This window comes from Polaromonas sp. LjRoot131 (genome assembly GCF_964252805.1).
Lineage (GTDB): Bacteria > Pseudomonadota > Gammaproteobacteria > Burkholderiales > Burkholderiaceae_C > Polaromonas.
Map to the genome: position 1 here is coordinate 2,089,046 of NZ_CAXUPF020000001.1, position 17,611 is coordinate 2,106,656.

At 62.7% G+C, this 17,611-nt stretch carries 19 protein-coding genes and 1 tRNA gene; all 20 read right to left on the reverse strand.

The window, feature by feature from the left end; all coding sequences use genetic code 11:
• Positions 1–2: 2 nt before the first annotated feature.
• Positions 3–518 (reverse strand): DUF1178 family protein, encoded by a 516-nt coding sequence (locus tag ACSQ27_RS09850; RefSeq protein ID WP_436155262.1) that lies wholly within the window; start codon positions 516–518, stop codon positions 3–5.
• A gap of 24 nt (positions 519–542) precedes the next feature.
• Complete coding sequence (locus tag ACSQ27_RS09855; RefSeq protein WP_436155263.1) at positions 543–1,157, reverse strand: NUDIX domain-containing protein; 615 nt, start codon at positions 1,155–1,157, stop codon at positions 543–545.
• The gene (locus ACSQ27_RS09860) at positions 1,154–1,456 is read right to left on the reverse strand and encodes a DUF2818 family protein (protein WP_436155264.1); all 303 of its coding nucleotides are present in this window, start codon (positions 1,454–1,456) and stop codon (positions 1,154–1,156) included. The genes ACSQ27_RS09855 and ACSQ27_RS09860 overlap by 4 nt, the downstream gene beginning before the upstream one ends.
• The gene (nuoN, locus tag ACSQ27_RS09865) at positions 1,453–2,955 is read right to left on the reverse strand and encodes an NADH-quinone oxidoreductase subunit NuoN (protein WP_436155265.1); all 1,503 of its coding nucleotides are present in this window, start codon (positions 2,953–2,955) and stop codon (positions 1,453–1,455) included. Before nuoN ends, ACSQ27_RS09860 begins: the two co-directional genes overlap by 4 nt.
• A 17-nt stretch (positions 2,956–2,972) precedes the next feature.
• A complete protein-coding gene (locus tag ACSQ27_RS09870) occupies positions 2,973–4,448 on the reverse strand; it encodes an NADH-quinone oxidoreductase subunit M (protein ID WP_436155266.1) in 1,476 nt (491 codons plus the stop codon).
• 30 nt (positions 4,449–4,478) lie between these two features.
• Positions 4,479–6,503: an NADH-quinone oxidoreductase subunit L gene (nuoL, locus tag ACSQ27_RS09875; RefSeq protein ID WP_436155267.1), complete on the reverse strand. Its 2,025-nt coding sequence runs from the start codon at positions 6,501–6,503 to the stop codon at positions 4,479–4,481.
• Between the two features lie 7 nt (positions 6,504–6,510).
• On the reverse strand, positions 6,511–6,819 hold the full coding sequence (gene nuoK / locus ACSQ27_RS09880; RefSeq protein ID WP_007864437.1) for an NADH-quinone oxidoreductase subunit NuoK: 309 nt from the start codon (positions 6,817–6,819) through the stop codon (positions 6,511–6,513).
• The gene (locus ACSQ27_RS09885) at positions 6,816–7,469 is read right to left on the reverse strand and encodes an NADH-quinone oxidoreductase subunit J (RefSeq protein WP_436155268.1); all 654 of its coding nucleotides are present in this window, start codon (positions 7,467–7,469) and stop codon (positions 6,816–6,818) included. The genes nuoK and ACSQ27_RS09885 overlap by 4 nt, the downstream gene beginning before the upstream one ends.
• A gap of 38 nt (positions 7,470–7,507) precedes the next feature.
• Positions 7,508–8,005, reverse strand: a complete 498-nt coding sequence (nuoI, locus tag ACSQ27_RS09890) for an NADH-quinone oxidoreductase subunit NuoI (RefSeq protein ID WP_436155269.1) — start codon at positions 8,003–8,005, stop codon at positions 7,508–7,510.
• Between the two features lie 145 nt (positions 8,006–8,150).
• The gene (gene nuoH, locus ACSQ27_RS09895; protein WP_436155270.1) at positions 8,151–9,224 is read right to left on the reverse strand and encodes an NADH-quinone oxidoreductase subunit NuoH; all 1,074 of its coding nucleotides are present in this window, start codon (positions 9,222–9,224) and stop codon (positions 8,151–8,153) included.
• Positions 9,221–11,377 carry an NADH-quinone oxidoreductase subunit NuoG gene (gene nuoG, locus ACSQ27_RS09900; RefSeq protein WP_436155271.1) on the reverse strand — a complete coding sequence of 719 codons (2,157 nt, stop codon included), beginning with the start codon at positions 11,375–11,377 and terminating at the stop codon, positions 9,221–9,223. The genes nuoH and nuoG overlap by 4 nt, the downstream gene beginning before the upstream one ends.
• Before the next feature lie 19 nt (positions 11,378–11,396).
• Positions 11,397–12,800 carry an NADH-quinone oxidoreductase subunit NuoF gene (gene nuoF / locus ACSQ27_RS09905; protein WP_436155272.1) on the reverse strand — a complete coding sequence of 468 codons (1,404 nt, stop codon included), beginning with the start codon at positions 12,798–12,800 and terminating at the stop codon, positions 11,397–11,399.
• Positions 12,797–13,291 (reverse strand): NADH-quinone oxidoreductase subunit NuoE, encoded by a 495-nt coding sequence (gene nuoE, locus ACSQ27_RS09910; protein ID WP_436155273.1) that lies wholly within the window; start codon positions 13,289–13,291, stop codon positions 12,797–12,799. The genes nuoF and nuoE overlap by 4 nt, the downstream gene beginning before the upstream one ends.
• A gap of 17 nt (positions 13,292–13,308) precedes the next feature.
• On the reverse strand, positions 13,309–14,562 hold the full coding sequence (locus ACSQ27_RS09915) for an NADH-quinone oxidoreductase subunit D (RefSeq protein ID WP_436155274.1): 1,254 nt from the start codon (positions 14,560–14,562) through the stop codon (positions 13,309–13,311).
• Between the two features lie 24 nt (positions 14,563–14,586).
• Positions 14,587–15,195, reverse strand: a complete 609-nt coding sequence (locus tag ACSQ27_RS09920) for an NADH-quinone oxidoreductase subunit C (RefSeq protein WP_436155275.1) — start codon at positions 15,193–15,195, stop codon at positions 14,587–14,589.
• Between the two features lie 3 nt (positions 15,196–15,198).
• Positions 15,199–15,678, reverse strand: a complete 480-nt coding sequence (locus ACSQ27_RS09925) for a NuoB/complex I 20 kDa subunit family protein (protein WP_007864469.1) — start codon at positions 15,676–15,678, stop codon at positions 15,199–15,201.
• 54 nt (positions 15,679–15,732) lie between these two features.
• Positions 15,733–16,092 carry an NADH-quinone oxidoreductase subunit A gene (locus tag ACSQ27_RS09930; RefSeq protein ID WP_007864471.1) on the reverse strand — a complete coding sequence of 120 codons (360 nt, stop codon included), beginning with the start codon at positions 16,090–16,092 and terminating at the stop codon, positions 15,733–15,735.
• A gap of 96 nt (positions 16,093–16,188) precedes the next feature.
• A tRNA-Leu gene (locus ACSQ27_RS09935) sits at positions 16,189–16,273 on the reverse strand.
• A 116-nt stretch (positions 16,274–16,389) separates the two neighbouring features.
• The gene (gene secG, locus ACSQ27_RS09940; RefSeq protein ID WP_436155276.1) at positions 16,390–16,809 is read right to left on the reverse strand and encodes a preprotein translocase subunit SecG; all 420 of its coding nucleotides are present in this window, start codon (positions 16,807–16,809) and stop codon (positions 16,390–16,392) included.
• Positions 16,810–16,842: 33 nt separating this feature from the next.
• Positions 16,843–17,604, reverse strand: a complete 762-nt coding sequence (tpiA, locus tag ACSQ27_RS09945; protein WP_436155277.1) for a triose-phosphate isomerase — start codon at positions 17,602–17,604, stop codon at positions 16,843–16,845.
• Positions 17,605–17,611: the final 7 nt, after the last annotated feature.

Genomic DNA, 17,611 nt, shown 5'->3' on the forward strand with positions numbered 1-17,611 from the left:
GGCTACTGCAGCGTTTCCTTGAGCGCCGCCGGCAGCGGCAAGGGCATCACGTCAATGCCCTCCTCCAGCAACTCGGCGGCTTCGCGCACGCTGGTCTGGCCGCGAATGCTGCGCGCTTCCTGCTCGCCGTAGTGCATGCGGCGCGCTTCGTCGGCAAAACGCGTTCCCACATCCTCGGTATTGGCCAGCACATGGCGCACAGCCTGCAGGAATGCCGCCTGCTGCGCGTGGCTTGCGCCGGTGGACGTTCCGGCGACAGCCGTCATGTTGCGTGCCGCGGTGCTTTCATCCGCATCCACGGCTGCCGAAGATGACGGGAGATGTTTGCCGGATGCATCGGGCTCTTGCCGCCCGCTCAGGTTGAGCCGCGGCGCACTCGGGAGTTTTTGCACGCTTTTGTCGGCGCACATCGGGCATTCGACCAGGCCGCGCGACAGCTGGGCCTGGAAATCGTCTTCGGACGCAAACCAGCCTTCAAACGAATGCTGGTGCGAACATTGGAGATTCAGGACTTTCATGGGCGGATTATCGCCGCGTAAGCGCTAAACAGCAGCTTGCCAATCCAATGCCCACGCGCCCGACAGCACGTTCTGCAGCCACAGCGCGCCTGTCAAGGTTTTTGCATCTGTCACCCGGCCGTTGGCGCACCAGGCCAGCAGCTCGGCGGGCGTGGCGGTGAAGACGTCGAGAAATTCGCCGGCATCGAGCTTGCGCGGGCCGGGTACCAGCCCGCGCGCGAACCAGATGTCGATGAATTCGGTGGAATAGGAAATCACGGGGTGCAGCACACCGGCCCGGGCCCACTCACGCGCGGTGTAGCCGGTTTCCTCGAGCAGTTCGCGCTGCGCGCAGGCCAGCGAGTCTTCGCCGGGGTCGAGCTTGCCGGCGGGGAACTCGACCATGACGGCCCGCACAGGGTAGCGGTATTGGCGCTCCAGCACCAGGCGGCCGTCGTCGCCCTGGGCCACGATCATCACGGCGCCCGGATGGATGATGTATTCACGCGTCGCCTGGCTGCCGTCGGGGAGGCCGACGGTGTCGCGCATGGCATGCAGGAAGTGGCCCTTCAAAATCTCCGTGGAGGCCAACCGGGTCTCGACCAGATGCGCATCATCAACCGGCTTGCCGGCGTTCTCAGGGTCCGGCGTGGTTTTCATGGGCGGTGCTTGAAGAGGTAGCGCCAGGTGAAACCGGGAAACGCGAAGGTGATGAAGAGCGCACCGGTGATGGCGTAGAACTCCCAACCCTGCGGTGCGATCTGGCCGGTACGCTGCTCGAGGTACAAGCCCAGGCCGCCGACGAGAAGGTACCAGACCACCATTTCGCCCAGGCGGATGCCGAGGTTCTTGGGCTGATTCAGGGCGTAGACCGCGAACAGGCGGTTGCTGACAAACGGCAGGTTGGCCGCCAGCAGGGCCAGCAGCACGACCAGCCAGACCGAGGCCGTCTGCGTCATGAACCCAGGGACTTGACGATGCTGCTGATGGACTGCGAGCACAGCGTCATCAGGCCGCCGGGCAGCATGCCCAGGACCAGGATGAGCGCGCCGTTGATGGCCAGCACCACCTTGGCGTCCGTCGGGCCGGAGACCAGTTGTGCGTTGTGGGCCAGCGGCGCGTCGAAGTACATGACCTTGACCACGCGCAGGTAGTAAAACGCGCCGACCAGCGACATGAGCACCGCAAACACGGCCAATGCGATGTAGCTGCCCTGCTGCGATGAAATCAAGGCCTGCAGGACGGACAGCTTGGCATAAAAGCCCACCAGCGGCGGCAGGCCGGCCAGCGAGAACATGCTGATGGCCATGACACCCGCGTACAGGGGGCTGCGCTGGTTCAGGCCGGCCAGGTCGACGATGTCTTCTGACTCGTGGCCGGCACGCGCCAGCAGCATGATGATGCCGAAGGCACCCAGGGTGGTCAGCACATAGGTCAGCGCGTAGAACATCGCCGCGCTGTAGGCGGACTCGGTGTTGAGCTGGTTGCCGTTGACCACGCCGGCCAGCAGGCCGAGCAGCAGAAAGCCCATCTGGGAGATGGTGGAGAACGCCAGCATGCGCTTGAGGTTGGACTGGGCGATGGCGGCCAGGTTGCCGACCAGCAGCGAACCTATCGCCATCAGGGCCAGCATCTGCTGCCAGTCGATCGCCAGCGGCAGCAGGCCTTCGACCAGCAGGCGGATGCAAATCGCGAAGGCCGCGAGCTGCGGCGCGCCGCCGATCAGCAGGGTCACCGCGGTGGGCGCGCCCTGGTAAACGTCGGGCAGCCACATGTGGAAAGGCACGGCCCCGAGCTTGAAAGCCAGGCCGGCCACGATGAAGACCAGGCCGAAAATCAGCACCTGGTGTTTGACCTGGCGGCTCGCGATGGCGTTGAACACCTCGTTGAGGTCCAGGGAGCCGGTCGCGCCGTACAGCATCGACAGGCCGTAAAGCAGGAAGCCGGAAGCCAGCGCGCCCAGCACGAAATATTTCATGGCTGCTTCGGTGGCGACGGCGTTGTCGCGGCGCAGGGCCACCAGCGCATAGCTGGACAGCGTCAGCAACTCCAGGCCCATGTAGATCACCAGGAAGTTGTGGCCCGAGATCATCACGAACATGCCCAGCAACGCGAACAGGCTGAGCGTGAAAAATTCGCCGCCGCGCAGCATCTCGCGGTCAGCGGCATAAGGCCTGCCGTAGACCAGCGTGATCATCACGGTGATACAGGCAAAACACTTGAGCCAGCCGCCCATGGGATCGCTGACGATCATGTTGCCGAAACCGTAGAAAGTCTGCCCGCCCACCGCATAGGCGGCTTCCATGGCGGCCACCGCGGCCAGCGTCAGCAGGGTGAGCACATAGGTCAGCGTGCGCTGGGGCGTCTTGACGCCCAGGTCCACCAGCGCGATCACGCAGGCCATGGTCAGGAGGACGAGTTCGGGGTAAACCGCGATCCAGGAGAGTTTGTCTATCATCTGAATTCTTTGTAGTTTCAGTTCAGCTTGGACGTTGCCACGTGCTTGAGCAGGTCCGCCACTGAAGTGTTCATCACGTCCGTGAAGGGCTTGGGATAGATGCCCATGTACAGCACGGCAATGGCCAGCAGGGCCAGCATCAGGAACTCGCGGCTGTTGATGTCGGTGAGCGCCTTGACGTCTTCATTGGCCACGGGGCCGAGGTAGACGCGCTTGAACATCCACAGGGTGTAGGCCGCGCCGAAAATCAGCGCCGTCGCCGCCGCGCCGCCCATCCAGAAGTTGGCCTTGACGGCGCCCAGGATCACCATCCATTCGCCGACGAAGCCGGCAGTGCCCGGCAGGCCGCAATTGGCCATGGCGAACAGCAGCGCGAAGGCCGCGAACTTGGGCATGGTGTTGACCACACCGCCGTAGCTGGCGATCTCGCGCGAGTGGACGCGGTCATACAGCACGCCTATGCACAGGAACATCGCGCCCGACACAAAACCGTGGGCAATCATCTGCACGATGCCGCCGGAGACGCCGAGGTCGTTGAAGATGAAAAAGCCCAGCGTGACAAAACCCATGTGGGCGACCGAAGAATAAGCCACCAGCTTTTTCATGTCCTGCTGCACCAGGGCCACCAGGCCAACGTAGATGACGGCGATCAGCGACAGCGCGATCATCAGCCAGGCCCACTCGTGGGCGGCGTCCGGGGCGATGGGCATGGAGAAACGCAGGAAACCGTAGGCGCCCAGTTTCAGCATGATGGCCGCCAGCACGGCGGAGCCGCCCGTGGGCGCCTCAACGTGCACGTCGGGCAGCCAGGTGTGGACCGGCCACATCGGCACCTTGACGGCGAAGGCCGCGAAGAAGGCGAAGAACAGCAGCGTCTGTATCGTGCCGCCCAGCGGCAGCTTGTGCCAGGTCAGGATGTCGAAGCTGCCGCCCGACTTGTTGTACAGGAAGATCAGCGCCACCAGCATCAGCAGCGAGCCGAGCAAGGTGTAGAGGAAGAACTTGAAGGCCGCGTAGATCTTGTTGGGACCGCCCCAGATGCCGATGATGAGGTACATCGGGATCAGCGTGGCTTCGAAGAACACGTAGAACAGGATGCCGTCCAGTGCCGAGAACACGCCGATCATGAGCCCGCTCAGGATCAGGAAAGAGGCCATGTACTGGTTCACGCGCGTCGTGATGGCTTCCCAGCTGGCGATGATGACCACCACGTTGATGAAGGCCGTCAGCAGCACGAACCACAGCGAGATGCCGTCGACACCCACGTGGTAATAGACGTTGAAGCGCTGGATCCAGCCAGCCCTTTCGACAAACTGCATGGCCGAGGTGCCCAGTTCGAAACGGCTGTACAGCGGCAGCGTAACCAGGAAACTGACGACCGCGCCGATCAGCGCGATCCAGCGAACGCTGCGCGCCTGCTCGTCACGGCCCAGCGCCAGCAGAACCACACCGAAAACAATCGGTGTCCAGATCGCAAGACTCAACAAACCCATTCTTGTTCTTCCTTGATTTTGTTGAACTGATCAGCGATTGAGCCAGACGAAGTACGTCATCAACACAAACACGCCAATGATCATGCCGAAGGCATAGTGGTAGATGTAGCCGGACTGCAGCCGGCGGACCATGCCGGAAACCCAGCCGATCACCTTCCAGGAACCGTTGACCAGCGCGCCGTCGATCAACTTCTGGTCGCCGCCCTTCCAGAGCGCGGTGCCGAGGGCGCGCGTGCCGCGGGCCAGTACGTTTTCATTGAACCAGTCGAAGTAGTACTTGTTCTCGAGCAGCGTGAAGATGGGCATGAACATGCGCTTGATCGCGGCCGGCAAGGCGGGGTTGATCATGTACATATACCAGGCCGCCACCGCGCCTCCGAGGGCCAGCCAGAACGGCGGCGTCATCAGCCCATGCAAGGCCATCTGGGCCGGGCCGTGGAACAGTTGCTTGAGCTCTTCCATGGCGGGATGCTTTTCAAGGTTCACGAAGATCGCGCCCTTGAAGAACTCGCCGTACAGCATGGGCTCGATCGTCATGAAGCCGATGACCACGGAAGGAATCGCCAGCAGGATCAGCGGCACTGTCACCACCCAGGGGGATTCGTGCGGATCGTGGTGTTCGCCATGGTGGCCGTGGTCGTCGTGGCCGTGGTGGTGCGCATCGGGGTTCTGGTCATAGCGCTCCTTGCCATGGAACACCAGGAAATACAGGCGGAAGGAATAAAAGGCCGTCACGAAGACGCCCGCCAGCACCGCGAAGTACGCGAAGCCGGCGCCCGCCAGGTGGCTTTCATGCACGGCTTCAATGATGCTGTCCTTGGAGTAGAAACCCGCGAACAGGGGTGTGCCGATCAGGGCCAGCGTACCCAGCAGCGAGGTGATCCAGGTGATGGGCATGTACTTGCGCACGCCGCCCATCCAGCGGATGTCCTGGTTGTGGTGCATGCCGATGATGACCGAGCCCGCGGCCAGGAACAGCAGCGCCTTGAAGAAAGCGTGCGTCATCAGGTGAAACACCGCGACGGAATAGGCCGAAGCGCCCAGCGCCACCGTCATGTAGCCCAGTTGCGAAAGCGTGGAATACGCGACCACGCGCTTGATGTCGTTCTGAATGATGCCTAGAAAGCCCATGAACAAGGCCGTGATGGCACCTATCACCATGATGAAGCTGAGCGCGGTGTCGCTGAGTTCAAACAGCGGCGACATGCGCGCCACCATGAAGATGCCGGCCGTCACCATGGTTGCCGCGTGGATCAGCGCCGAGATCGGGGTCGGGCCTTCCATGGAGTCCGGCAGCCAGACGTGCAGCGGAAACTGCGCCGACTTGCCCATCGCGCCAATGAAGAGGCAGATGCAGATCACGGTCACCAGCATCCAGCCGGTGCCGGGAAACTTGATGCTCGAAAGTTCACCGGCCTTGGCAAAGGCCTCACCGTAATTGAGCGTGCCGGCGTAGGCGGCGATCAGGCCGATGCCGAGGATGAAACCGAAGTCGCCCACACGGTTGACCAGGAAGGCCTTCATGTTCGCGAAGATGGCGGTCGGCTTGTTGAACCAGAAACCGATCAGCAGATAGGACACCAGGCCCACGGCCTCCCAGCCGAAGAACAGCTGCAGCATGTTGTTGCTCATCACCAGCATCAGCATGGAGAAGGTGAACAGCGAGATGTAGGCGAAGAAGCGGTTGTAGCCCTCGTCTTCTTCCATATAGCCTATGGTGTAGATGTGCACCATGAGCGACACAAAAGTCACCACGCACATCATCATGGCGGTAAGGCCGTCGACCAGGAAGCCGATTTCCATCTTCAGGCCGCCGACGTTCATCCAGGTGTAGAGCGTCTCGTTGAAACGCGCGCCGTCGATGGCCACGCTCTTGAGCGTCATCGCCGAGATGATGAAGGCCACCAGCACGCCGAGGATGGTCAGGGTGTGCGACAGGCGGCGGCCTATCCAGTTGCCGCCGAAGGAGGTGCCGAGGATGCCGGCCGCCAGGGCGCCGGCCAGCGGCGCCAAGGGAACGGCCAGCAGGGCCGATGCTGAGAGGGTTTGGCTCATTTTATTTTTAGCCCTGGAGCGTATTGAGTTCGTCTACGTTGATGCTGGACTTGTTGCGGAACAGCAGCACCAGGATGGCCAGGCCTATGGCCGATTCGGCCGCGGCGACGGTCAGGATGAAGAACACGAACACCTGGCCGGCCATGTCGTTCAGGTAATAAGAGAAGGCCACAAAATTCATGTTGACCGCCAGCAGCATGAGCTCGATGGCCATCAGCAGCACGATCAGGTTTTTGCGATTCAGGAAGATGCCGATGACCGACAGCGCGAACAGCATCGCGCCCAGCGAAAGAAAATGTCCCAGGGTGAGCGTCATGCCTTCTTCTCCTCGGCGGCTGCGGGGGCCGCGGCAACCACCGGTGCGGCCACGACGGATTTCATCTTGACCAGGCTCACGCGGTCCGAGCGCTTGACCCGGATCTGCTCTGAAGGGTTCTGGTACTTGGAGTCTTTGCGCGCGCGCAGCGTCAGCGCGATGGCGGCAATGATGGCCACCAGCAGGATCACCGCGGCGACTTCCAGTGGGTAGAGGTATTCGGAGTAAAGCAGCTTGCCGAGCTCCTTGGTGTTGGAGACCTGCGCGCCTATCTGCCCCGCTGCCGTCGCCACCTTGGGCGGCTCACGGAAGCCGCCCATCAGCACATAGGACATTTCCAGAGCGATGATGGCGCCGACGGAGCCGGCCAGCGGGAAATGTTTCCAGAAGCCCTTGCGGACACTGTCGATGTTGATGTCCAGCATCATCACGACGAACAGGAAGAGCACCATCACGGCACCCACATAAACCAGCACCAGCGTGATGGCCAGGAACTCGGCCTTGAGCAGAATCCAGACGGCGGACGCCTGGAAAAACGCCAGCACGAGGTAAAGCGCCGCATGCACCGGGTTGCGCGCGGTAATCACCTTGAATGCCGCAAACAGCAGCACCGCGGCGAAAACATAAAAAAGACCTGTTTTAGCGTCCATGTTGTTGTGGATTCTTTCTTGAGCCAGCGGCCTGGGGTTCAGCGGTATTTGGCATCAGCCGCGCGGTTGGCGGCGATTTCGGATTCATACCGGTCGCCCACGGCCAGCAGCATCTCTTTGGTGAAATACAGGTCACCACGCTTTTCGCCGTGGTATTCAAAGATGTGGGTCTCGACGATGGAGTCGACCGGGCAGCTTTCTTCGCAGAAACCGCAGAAGATGCATTTGGTCAGGTCGATGTCGTAGCGCGAGGTGCGGCGGCTGCCGTCTTCACGCACGTCGGATTCGATGGTGATGGCCATCGCCGGGCACACCGCTTCACAAAGCTTGCAGGCGATGCAGCGCTCTTCGCCGTTTTCATAACGGCGCAGCGCATGCAGGCCGCGAAACCGCGGGCTCAGCGGGGTTTTCTCTTCGGGAAACTGGACCGTGATCTTGCGGCTGAACATGTATTTGCCGGTCAGGGCCATGCCCTTGAACAGCTCGGTGAGCATGAAGCTCGACGCAAAGTCTTTGATGGAGGCTACGGCGGACATAAGTCAGATTCCTGCAGAAATAAGGCGTGCACAAAGGCTCTTCAAGCCAGCAGGGGCCGCGGAACCGGCTTTGCCGGGCCGCAGGCGCAGCGGCCCCCCCGGGGGGCAGAGAGCTACACGAAGTGAGCGAACGTGGGGGCTCATGCTATTTCCAGATGTTGTACGGCGTCTGCATCCAGGCCCCGACGACCACCAGCCAGACCAGGGTCACGGGAATGAAAATCTTCCAGCCCAGGCGCATGATCTGGTCGTAACGAAAACGCGGGAAGGTGGCGCGCACCCACAGGAACATGGTGACCACGACAAAGGTCTTGGCGCCCAGCCAGATCCAGCCCGGGATGAAGCTCAGGGCTTCGACGGGAGGCAGCCAGCCGCCCAGGAACAGCAGCACGGCCAGGATGGCGACCAGCCACATGTTGGCGTATTCGGCGAGGAAGAACATCGCGAAGGCCATGCCCGAGTACTCGACCATGTGGCCGGCCACGATTTCGGACTCGCCTTCAACGACGTCGAACGGGTGGCGGTTGGTTTCGGCCAGGCCGGAGATGAAGTACACGACAAAGATCGGCAGCAGCGGCAGCCAGTTCCAGGACAGGAAAGTCCAGCCGTGGCTTGCAAGCATGCCCTTGCCCTGCCCCATCACGATGTCGGTCATGTTGAGGCTGCCGGACACCATGAGCACCACCACCAGGCAGAAGCCCATGGCGATTTCATAGCTGACCATTTGCGCCGAGGCGCGCATGGCGCCGAGGAAGGCGTATTTGGAGTTGGAAGCCCAGCCCGCGATGATCACGCCATAGACCTCCAGCGAGGTGATGGCCATCAGGAACAGCAGACCGGCATTGATGTTGGCCAGCGCGATTTCGGGCCCGAAGGGAATCACGGCCCAGGCGGCCAGGGCCGGCATGATGGTCATGATGGGGCCGAGCACGAACAGGCCTTTGCTGGCCGCCGTGGGGATGATGATTTCCTTGGTCAGCAGCTTGAGCGCATCGGCGATCGGCTGCAGCAAGCCGAATGGCCCGACGCGGTTGGGGCCGAGGCGGATCTGGGTGAAGCCGATGGCCTTGCGTTCCCACAAGGTCAGGTAGGCCACCAGGCCCATCAGCGGCAGCAGGACACAGACGATCTTGATGAGCGTCCACAGCACGGGCCATACCGTGGCCGGCCAGATGCCGCCCATCAACCCCTGGCCGAAGGTGAAGATTCCATCAATCATGCGGCCACTCCTTCGAGCTTCGCTTCGAGTCCGGCGGCCTGGCGGGCATCCGCCGTCAGCTGCAGCGATGTGGCGCGCCTGACCAGTCCGTCGAGCTGGTAAATGCTGGCCACGGCAGGCGCCTGGGCGGGAGCTGCCGACAGGTCGATGGCGGCCTGGGTGCCGTTGCCGAGCTTGTCCGCGGGAAGCTGCGCCGCATCGGCACCGGCGACCTGCTTGAGCACGTCCTGCGAGGATTCAAAATCAAAACCGGGCAAGTCCAGCAGGTTGGCGAGCACACGCAGCACCTTCCAGGCCGGACGGGTATCGCCCAGCGGTTTGACGACGGCATGGAAACCCTGCATGCGGCCTTCGGCGTTCACGAAGGTGCCGGGGGTTTCGGTGAAAGGCGCGATCGGCAGCAGCACGTCGCTAAAGCCCATGTTGGCCTTGAAGGGGCTCAGCGTCACAACCATTTGCGCGGCGTTGAGCGTGGACTTGGCCCTGGCGCCGGCAGCCGAGTCAAACTCGGGTTCGTTGTTGAGCAGGATCACGGCCTTGAGCTGGCCGTCCAGCATCTGGCCTGCGTTGAGGCCCTTGCCTGCCGGCAAGGCACCGGCCAGCTGGGCACCCACGGTGTTGGCGGCTTCCGTGAGGTAACCCACGGTGGCACCGGTCTGCGCGGCGATCCAGTTGGCAAGCGCCAGCAGGCTGGAAGCCTTGGCGTGGTGCGCCGCGGCATTGCCCAGCAGGATGGCTTTGCGCTCGCCGCCCAGCAGGGACTTGGCGATGGCCTTGGCGGCATCGGTGGCATTGCCGGCCGCGGGCGCGGCGACGCCCTTGTCGGCAGCAATCGCGGCGGCCACGTCGGCCAGGGCCTGGGCCCAGGCCTCAGGCGCTGCCAGCAGCGTGTTGGCGACGGGCATGGCCCAGGCCTCGGCGCTGGCCAGCTCAGCCGTGGAATTGATGGTGCTCAGCGCCCCGCCCTTGCGGACGGCCTGGCGAATGCGCTGCGCGAACAGCGGATGGTCCTTGCGCAGGTTGGAGCCAACCACCAGCACGCGCTGCAGCTGCGACAGCGAGGCGATCGAGGTGCCCAGCCAGCGGATGGCCGACGGCGTTGAGAATTCAGCGTTGCGCAGACGGTAATCGATGTTCTCGCTGCCCAGGCCGCGCATCAGGGAGGCGGCCAGGTAGAGTTCTTCGAGCGTGCTGTGCGGGCTGGCCAGCGTGCCCATGCTGCCGGCGCCGTGGTCGGCCTTGATCTGCTTGAGGCCGTTGGCCACGTATTCGAGCGCGGTCTGCCAGTCGACGGCTTTCCATTCGCCGCCCTGCTTGAGCATGGGGCTGGTCAGGCGCTCGTCACCGTTGAGGGCTTCATACGAGAAGCGGTCGCGGTCGGCGATCCAGCATTCGTTGACGTCTTCGTTCTCGAGCGGCACCACGCGCATGACCTTGTTGCTTTTGACCTGGACGATCAGGTTGGCGCCGGTCGAATCGTGCGGGCTGACCGATTTGCGGCGCGAGAGCTCCCAGGTGCGGGCGCTGTAGCGGAAAGGCTTGCTGGTCAGCGCGCCGACCGGGCAGATGTCGATCATGTTGCCGGACAGCTCGGAGTCCACCGACATGCCGACGAAGGTTTCGATTTCGGCGTGCTCGCCGCGGTGCGACATGCCGAGCTCCATCACGCCGGCCACTTCCTGGCCGAAGCGCACGCAGCGCGTGCAATGGATGCAGCGGCTCATCTCCTGCATGGAGATCAGCGGGCCGACGTCCTTGTGGAAAACCACGCGCTTTTCTTCTTCGTAGCGCGATTCGCTGCCGCCGTAGCCGACAGCCAGGTCCTGCAGCTGGCACTCGCCGCCCTGGTCGCAGATCGGGCAGTCCAGCGGGTGATTGATCAGCAGAAACTCCATCACGCCCTTCTGGGCCTTGATGGCTTTGTCGTTCTTGGTGCGCACGATCATGCCCTGGGTGACGGGCGTGGCGCAGGCCGGCATGGGCTTGGGCGCCTTCTCCACGTCGACCAGGCACATGCGGCAGTTGGCGGCAATGCTGAGCTTCTTGTGATAGCAGAAGTGCGGAATGTAGGTGCCGGCCTTTTCGGCCGCATGCATCACCGTGCTGCCTTCGAGCACTTCCACCTTCTGGCCGTCGAGTTCTATTTCAACCATATTTTTTTCTTTCCGGGACTCAGGCTTGCGCGGCGGCCGAAGCCTGGGAGGCGGGAACCTGATGGGCTGGCGTCTTGATCATGGCTTCAAACTCGTGGCGGAAATGCTTGATCATGGCGCGCACCGGCATGGCCGCGGCATCGCCGAGCGCGCAGATGGTGCGGCCCTGGATGTTGTCGGCCACCGAGTTGAGCAGGTCCATGTCGGTCTGCTTGCCATGGCCGTTGTGGATGCGGTCCACGACGCGCCAGAGCCAGCCCGTGCCTTCGCGGCAGGGCGTGCATTGGCCACAGGATTCGTGCATGTAGAAATAGGACAGGCGCTTGAGCGACTCGACCATGCAACGGCTGTCGTCCATGACGATCACCGCGCCCGAACCCAGCATGGAGCCGGCCTTGGCGATGGAGTCGTAGTCCATGGTGCATTCCATCATGATGGAAGCCGGCAGCACGGGCGCCGAGGAGCCGCCGGGGATCACAGCCTTGAGCGTGCGGCCCTTGCGCACGCCGCCGGCGAGTTCGAGCAGTTTGGAGAACGGCGTGCCCATGGGCACTTCGTAGTTGCCGGGCAACTCGACGTCGCCCGAGACCGAATAAATCTTGGTGCCGCCGTTGTTGGGCTTGCCGCATTCGAGGTAGGCCTGGCCGCCGTTGCGGATGATCCAGGGCACGGCCGCGAAAGTCTCGGTGTTGTTGATGGTGGTGGGCTTGCCGTAGAGGCCGAAGCTGGCCGGGAACGGCGGCTTGAAACGCGGCTGGCCTTTCTTGCCTTCGAGCGATTCGAGCAGCGCGGTTTCTTCGCCGCAGATGTAGGCGCCGAAGCCGTGCGAGGCATGGAGCTGGAAGCTGAAGCCGCTGCCGAAAATGTTGTTACCCAGCAGGCCGGCGGCGCGCGCTTCTTCCAGTGCTTCTTCAAAACGCTGGTAGGTCGCGAAGATTTCGCCGTGGATGTAGTTGTAGCCCACACTGATGCCCATGGCGTAGGCGGCGATCGCCATACCCTCGATCACGCTGTGCGGGTTGTACTGCATGATGTCGCGGTCTTTGCAGGTGCCCGGCTCGCCCTCGTCCGAGTTGCAGACCAGGTATTTCTGGCCCGGGAACTGGCGCGGCATGAAGCTCCACTTGAGCCCGGTCGGGAAACCCGCGCCGCCGCGGCCGCGCAGGCTGCCGGCCTTGACTTCGGCAATCACCTGGTCGGGTGTCATGCCCTCGCCGCCGTCCTGCTTGAGAATCTTGCGCAGCGCCTGGTAGCCGCCGCGGGCTTCATAGTCCTTGAGGCGCCAGTTGCTGCCGTCGAGGTCGGCCAGGATTTGCGGGTTGATGTGCCGGCCGTGGAAGCAGGTCTGCACGCCGGTGGCCGAGAACTGGGACAGCACGCTCTGCGCGGCTGCGCTGTTGGGAGTCAGGGGTGCGAGCGTCATGGTTGCTTTGCCTCGGCGGATTGAAGGCCTTCGATGAGCTGGTCCAGCTTCTCGTTGCTCATGAAGCTGCACATGGTGAGGTCGTTGACGAGCATCACCGGGGAATCCGCGCAAGCACCCAGGCATTCGGACTGCTGCAGCGTGAAAAGGCCGTCGGCGCTGGTCTCGCCCATCGCGATGCCGAGCTTGTGCTCCAGGTGCTTGAGCGCCTTGGCGCCGTCTCGCAACTGGCAAGGCAGGTTGGTGCAGACATTGAGTTTGTACTTGCCAACGGGGCGCTGGTTGTACATGTTGTAGAAGGTGGTCACCTCGTGCACGGCGATCGGCGCCATGCCGAGGTATTCGGCCACGACTTTTTCGCTCTCGGCGCTGACGTAGCCGTGCTCTTCCTGCAGGATGGTCAGGCAGGCCATAACGGCCGACTGCTTCTGGTCCGCGGGGTATTTGGCGACTTCGCGGTCGAAGCGCGCTCTGGTTTGTTCAGAAATCATGGGGGAAGCCATCCGGTTTAGCGATCAATCTCACCGAACACAATATCCATGGTGCCGATCACGGCGACGGCGTCGGCGATCATGTGGCCGCGCGACATTTCGTCCATGGCCGCGAGGTGCGGGAAACCCGGCGGACGGATCTTCAGGCGATAGGGCTTGTTGGCGCCGTCGCTGACGATGTAGATGCCGAACTCGCCCTTGGGGTGCTCGACCGCCGCATAGGCTTCGCCTTCGGGCACGTGGAAGCCTTCGGTGAAGAGCTTGAAGTGGTGGATCAGCTCTTCCATGTTGGACTTCATGGATTCGCGGTCCGGCGCGGCGACCTTGTGGTTGCTGGTGATCACGGGGCCGGGGTTCACGCGCAGCCAGTCGACGCACTGCTTGATGATGCGGTTGGACTGGCGCATTTCTTCGACGCGGACCAGGTAGCGGTCGTAGCAGTCGCCGGTCTTGCCGACCGGGATGTCGAAGTCCATCTTGTCGTAGACGTCGTAGGGCTGCTGCTTGCGCAGGTCCCAGGCGAAACCCGAACCGCGAAGCATGGGCCCGGTGAAGCCGAGGTTGAGCGCACGCTCGGGCGAGACGACGCCGACACCGACGGTGCGCTGCTTCCAGATGCGGTTGTCGGTCAGCAGGGTCTCGTATTCGTCGACGTAACCGGGGAACTTGTTGGTGAAGTCCTCGATGAAGTCGAGCAGCGAGCCCTGGCGGTTTTCGTTGAGCGCGGCAATGGCCTTGGCGTTCTTGACTTTGCTGACGCGGTACTGCGGCATGCTGTCGGGCAGGTCGCGGTAGACACCGCCCGGACGAAAGTAGGCCGCGTGCATGCGCGCACCGGAGACGGCCTCGTACATGTCGAACAGCGCCTCGCGCTCGCGGAAGCAGTAAATCAGGATGTTCATCGCGCCGCAGTCGAAACCGTGCGCGCCCAGCCACAGCAGGTGGTTCAGCAGGCGCGTGATTTCGGCGTACATCACGCGGATGTATTGCGCGCGCACCGGCACATCGACGCCCAGCAGCTTTTCGATGGCCAGGCAGTAAGCCTGCTCGTTGGACATCATGGAGACGTAATCCAGCCGGTCCATGTAGGGCAGCGACTGGATGTAGGTCTTGCTTTCGGCGAGCTTTTCGGTGGCGCGGTGCAGCAGGCCGATGTGCGGATCGGCGCGCTGGATCACTTCGCCATCAAGCTCGAGCACCAGGCGCAGCACACCGTGCGCCGCGGGATGCTGCGGTCCAAAGTTGAGCGTGTAGTTTTTGATTTCAGCCATGTGGGTATCTCTTGCCGGCCCTGCTTACTGCAGGCCGCCGTAGTTGTCTTCGCGAATCACACGGGGAGTGATTTCACGCGGCTCGATAGTGACCGGCTGGTAAATCACGCGCTTCTGCTCGGGGTCGTAACGCATCTCGACGTGGCCCGAGGTCGGGAAGTCCTTGCGGAAAGGATGGCCGATGAAACCGTAGTCGGTCAGGATGCGGCGCAGGTCGTTGTGGCCTTCGAAGATGATGCCGTAGAGGTCGAAGGCTTCGCGTTCGAACCAGTTGGCCGAGTTCCAGATGCCGTTGAGCGAATCCACCACAGGGAAATCGTCGTCGGGGCAGAACACCTTGAGGCGCACGCGCTGGTTGAGGCTGACCGACAGCAGGTGCGACACCACGCAGTAGCGCAGGCCGTCGTACTGGCCGTCACGGTATTCGGAATAGTCAACGCCGCAGAGGTCGATGAGTTGCTCGAAGCGGCAGCCGGGCGCATCGCGCAGCGTGGTGGCGGCCGCGAGGTAGTCGGCGGCAGAGACCGTCAGGGTGATTTCACCCAGCGCAGTCTTCAGGCTTTTGACCTTGTCGCCAAGGACGGCATGAATCGTTTCGGCGAGTTGCTCCATGGACACGGGAGAAGAGGACATGCCTTATGCCCTCGCAATCGTGTTGGTGCGGCGGATTTTCTGCTGCAGCTGGATGATGCCGTACATCAGCGCTTCGGCTGTGGGCGGGCAGCCTGGCACGTAGACGTCCACCGGCACGATGCGGTCGCAGCCGCGAACCACGGAGTAGCTGTAGTGGTAGTAGCCGCCGCCGTTGGCGCAGGAGCCCATGGACAGCACCCAGCGCGGCTCGGACATCTGGTCGTAGACCTTGCGCAGGGCCGGGCCCATCTTGTTGCACAGCGTGCCGGCCACGATCATCAGGTCGGACTGGCGCGGGCTGGGACGGAACAACATGCCGAAGCGGTCGAGGTCATAGCGCGCCGCACCCGCATGCATCATTTCGACGGCGCAGCAAGCCAGGCCGAATGTCATGGGCCAGAGCGAACCCGTCTTGGCCCAGTTCACCACCGAGTCGTAACTCGTGGTCATGAAGCCTTCGTTAAAAACACCTTCAAGTGACATACCCGTACCTTTGTGGCGAGATCCGCCTAGAGAACCCTCGGGATTCTTATCTTCTTATTCCCAGTCCAGCGCACCTTTTTTCCACTCGTAGACAAAGCCCACGACCAGAATGCCCAGGAAAATCATGACCGACCAGAAACCGACGGGGCCGATTTCCTTGAGAGCCACGGCCCAGGGAAAGAGGAAGGCGATTTCGAGGTCAAACAGAATGAAGAGGATGGCGACCAGGTAGTAGCGCACATCGAATTTCATGCGGGCATCTTCGAAAGCTTCGAAGCCGCATTCGTAAGGAGAATTTTTTTCGCTGTCGGGACGCACGGGGCCCAACAACCGCCCCAGGACCTGGGGCACCACGCCGACACCCACACCGACCAGAATAAACAGGAGAACAGGAAGGTATTGATCGAGGTTCATCGTGGATTCAACTTCTGAAAAGCCACCTGCGCGGTTTGTTTCAGCTTGCCGTTTAAGGCGACAGCATCGCCGGAGCGCTGCTGCCGATGCTTGTTCTGGTGCGGACGGCGAGACTCGAACTCGCACACCTTTCGGCACTACCCCCTCAAGATAGCGTGTCTACCAATTTCACCACGTCCGCGGTATTTAACTGACTGGATGGCATGAGGAAACCTTGCGGTTTTGGGCTTTCCAGGCAGTCATAGAGTTTACCCTGAAATACCGCCTCTCCCGACGGGAGGCGGCAGCAAAAACACGTTATTTCGTCGGGATTTGCGCGGCGCCCGATGCGGCGGGCGCGGGCGGCACGGGAACCGCGGCGCTGCCGCTCGCGGGTGCCGTGGTCGCGGGAATTTGGGCCGCGCCGGAAGCCGCGCCGGCAGGCGCTGGCGCGCTCACCGCAGTGCCTTCCAGGACGCTGGAACCGCTGCGCGGCAGCGCGCTGCCGCCGAAGTAAGCAAGCAGCAAGGTGCATGCAAAAAACAGCGCCGCGAGGACACCGGTGGTGCGCGACAGGAAGTTGGCGCTGCCGCTGGCACCGAACAGGCTGCCCGAGCCGCCGCTGCCGAACGCCGCACCCATGTCGGCGCCCTTGCCGTGCTGCACCAGGATCAGGCCAATCATGCCGAGCGCCGACAGCATTTGCACGGCGAGGACAATGGTCAATACTACGTTCATATCTACTCCTAAATTAATAGCGTTCTGCGCTCGTTACTGGCGGGCTGCAGCAATAATGGTCAAAAAATCGGGGGCTTTGAGCGAGGCGCCGCCAATCAGGCCGCCGTCGATGTCGGGCTGGGCCAGCAGCGTTGCCGCATTGGCAGCATTCATGCTGCCGCCGTACAGGATTTTCACACGCGCGAACTGGTCCGTGGCGGCCTTCAGTTGGGCGCGCAGCACCGCGTGCACAGCCTGGGCCTCTTCGGGCGACGCCGTCTTGCCGGTGCCTATGGCCCACACGGGTTCGTAGGCCACGACGATTTCACTGATGCAATGGCCGTTGCTGTGGATCACCGCGGCCAGCTGGCGCTTGACGACCTCTTCGGTGTGACCGGCTTCGCGCTCGGCCAGCGTCTCGCCCACGCAGACGATGGGCGTGATGCCCGATGCCAGCGCGGCTTTGGCCTTGTCTGCCACCAGCGCATCGCTTTCACCGTGGTACTGGCGGCGTTCCGAATGGCCGACGATGGCAAAGCGGCAGCCGAAATCCTTGAGCATGGCGGCGCTCACCTCACCCGTGTAAGCACCCGAGGCTTGCGCCGAGACATCCTGCGCGCCCAGTTCGATGGACGCGAGGCCGGCTTGCGCGGAGTGCATGGCCTGCACCTGCGCCAGATAAGGCGCGGGAACGCAGACCGCCACTTCGCACGCGGCGGGCGCCGCGGCCAGGCCTTGCGACAACGCGTCCAGCAAGGCCGCGTTGGCCGCCAGGCTGCCGTTCATCTTCCAGTTTCCCGCAATGAGTTTTTTCATCTTTGGC

Coding starts and splice junctions, on each gene's coding strand:
- ACSQ27_RS09850 (WP_436155262.1), bottom strand. CDS start 518: ATGAAAGTCCTGAATCTCCAATGTTCGCACCAGCATTCGTTTGAAGGC.
- ACSQ27_RS09855 (WP_436155263.1), bottom strand. CDS start 1,157: ATGAAAACCACGCCGGACCCTGAGAACGCCGGCAAGCCGGTTGATGAT.
- ACSQ27_RS09860 (WP_436155264.1), bottom strand. CDS start 1,456: ATGACGCAGACGGCCTCGGTCTGGCTGGTCGTGCTGCTGGCCCTGCTG.
- nuoN (WP_436155265.1), bottom strand. CDS start 2,955: ATGATAGACAAACTCTCCTGGATCGCGGTTTACCCCGAACTCGTCCTC.
- ACSQ27_RS09870 (WP_436155266.1), bottom strand. CDS start 4,448: ATGGGTTTGTTGAGTCTTGCGATCTGGACACCGATTGTTTTCGGTGTG.
- nuoL (WP_436155267.1), bottom strand. CDS start 6,503: ATGAGCCAAACCCTCTCAGCATCGGCCCTGCTGGCCGTTCCCTTGGCG.
- nuoK (WP_007864437.1), bottom strand. CDS start 6,819: ATGACGCTCACCCTGGGACATTTTCTTTCGCTGGGCGCGATGCTGTTC.
- ACSQ27_RS09885 (WP_436155268.1), bottom strand. CDS start 7,469: ATGGACGCTAAAACAGGTCTTTTTTATGTTTTCGCCGCGGTGCTGCTG.
- nuoI (WP_436155269.1), bottom strand. CDS start 8,005: ATGTCCGCCGTAGCCTCCATCAAAGACTTTGCGTCGAGCTTCATGCTC.
- nuoH (WP_436155270.1), bottom strand. CDS start 9,224: ATGATTGATGGAATCTTCACCTTCGGCCAGGGGTTGATGGGCGGCATC.
- nuoG (WP_436155271.1), bottom strand. CDS start 11,377: ATGGTTGAAATAGAACTCGACGGCCAGAAGGTGGAAGTGCTCGAAGGC.
- nuoF (WP_436155272.1), bottom strand. CDS start 12,800: ATGACGCTCGCACCCCTGACTCCCAACAGCGCAGCCGCGCAGAGCGTG.
- nuoE (WP_436155273.1), bottom strand. CDS start 13,291: ATGATTTCTGAACAAACCAGAGCGCGCTTCGACCGCGAAGTCGCCAAA.
- ACSQ27_RS09915 (WP_436155274.1), bottom strand. CDS start 14,562: ATGGCTGAAATCAAAAACTACACGCTCAACTTTGGACCGCAGCATCCC.
- ACSQ27_RS09920 (WP_436155275.1), bottom strand. CDS start 15,195: ATGTCCTCTTCTCCCGTGTCCATGGAGCAACTCGCCGAAACGATTCAT.
- ACSQ27_RS09925 (WP_007864469.1), bottom strand. CDS start 15,678: ATGTCACTTGAAGGTGTTTTTAACGAAGGCTTCATGACCACGAGTTAC.
- ACSQ27_RS09930 (WP_007864471.1), bottom strand. CDS start 16,092: ATGAACCTCGATCAATACCTTCCTGTTCTCCTGTTTATTCTGGTCGGT.
- secG (WP_436155276.1), bottom strand. CDS start 16,809: ATGAACGTAGTATTGACCATTGTCCTCGCCGTGCAAATGCTGTCGGCG.
- tpiA (WP_436155277.1), bottom strand. CDS start 17,604: ATGAAAAAACTCATTGCGGGAAACTGGAAGATGAACGGCAGCCTGGCG.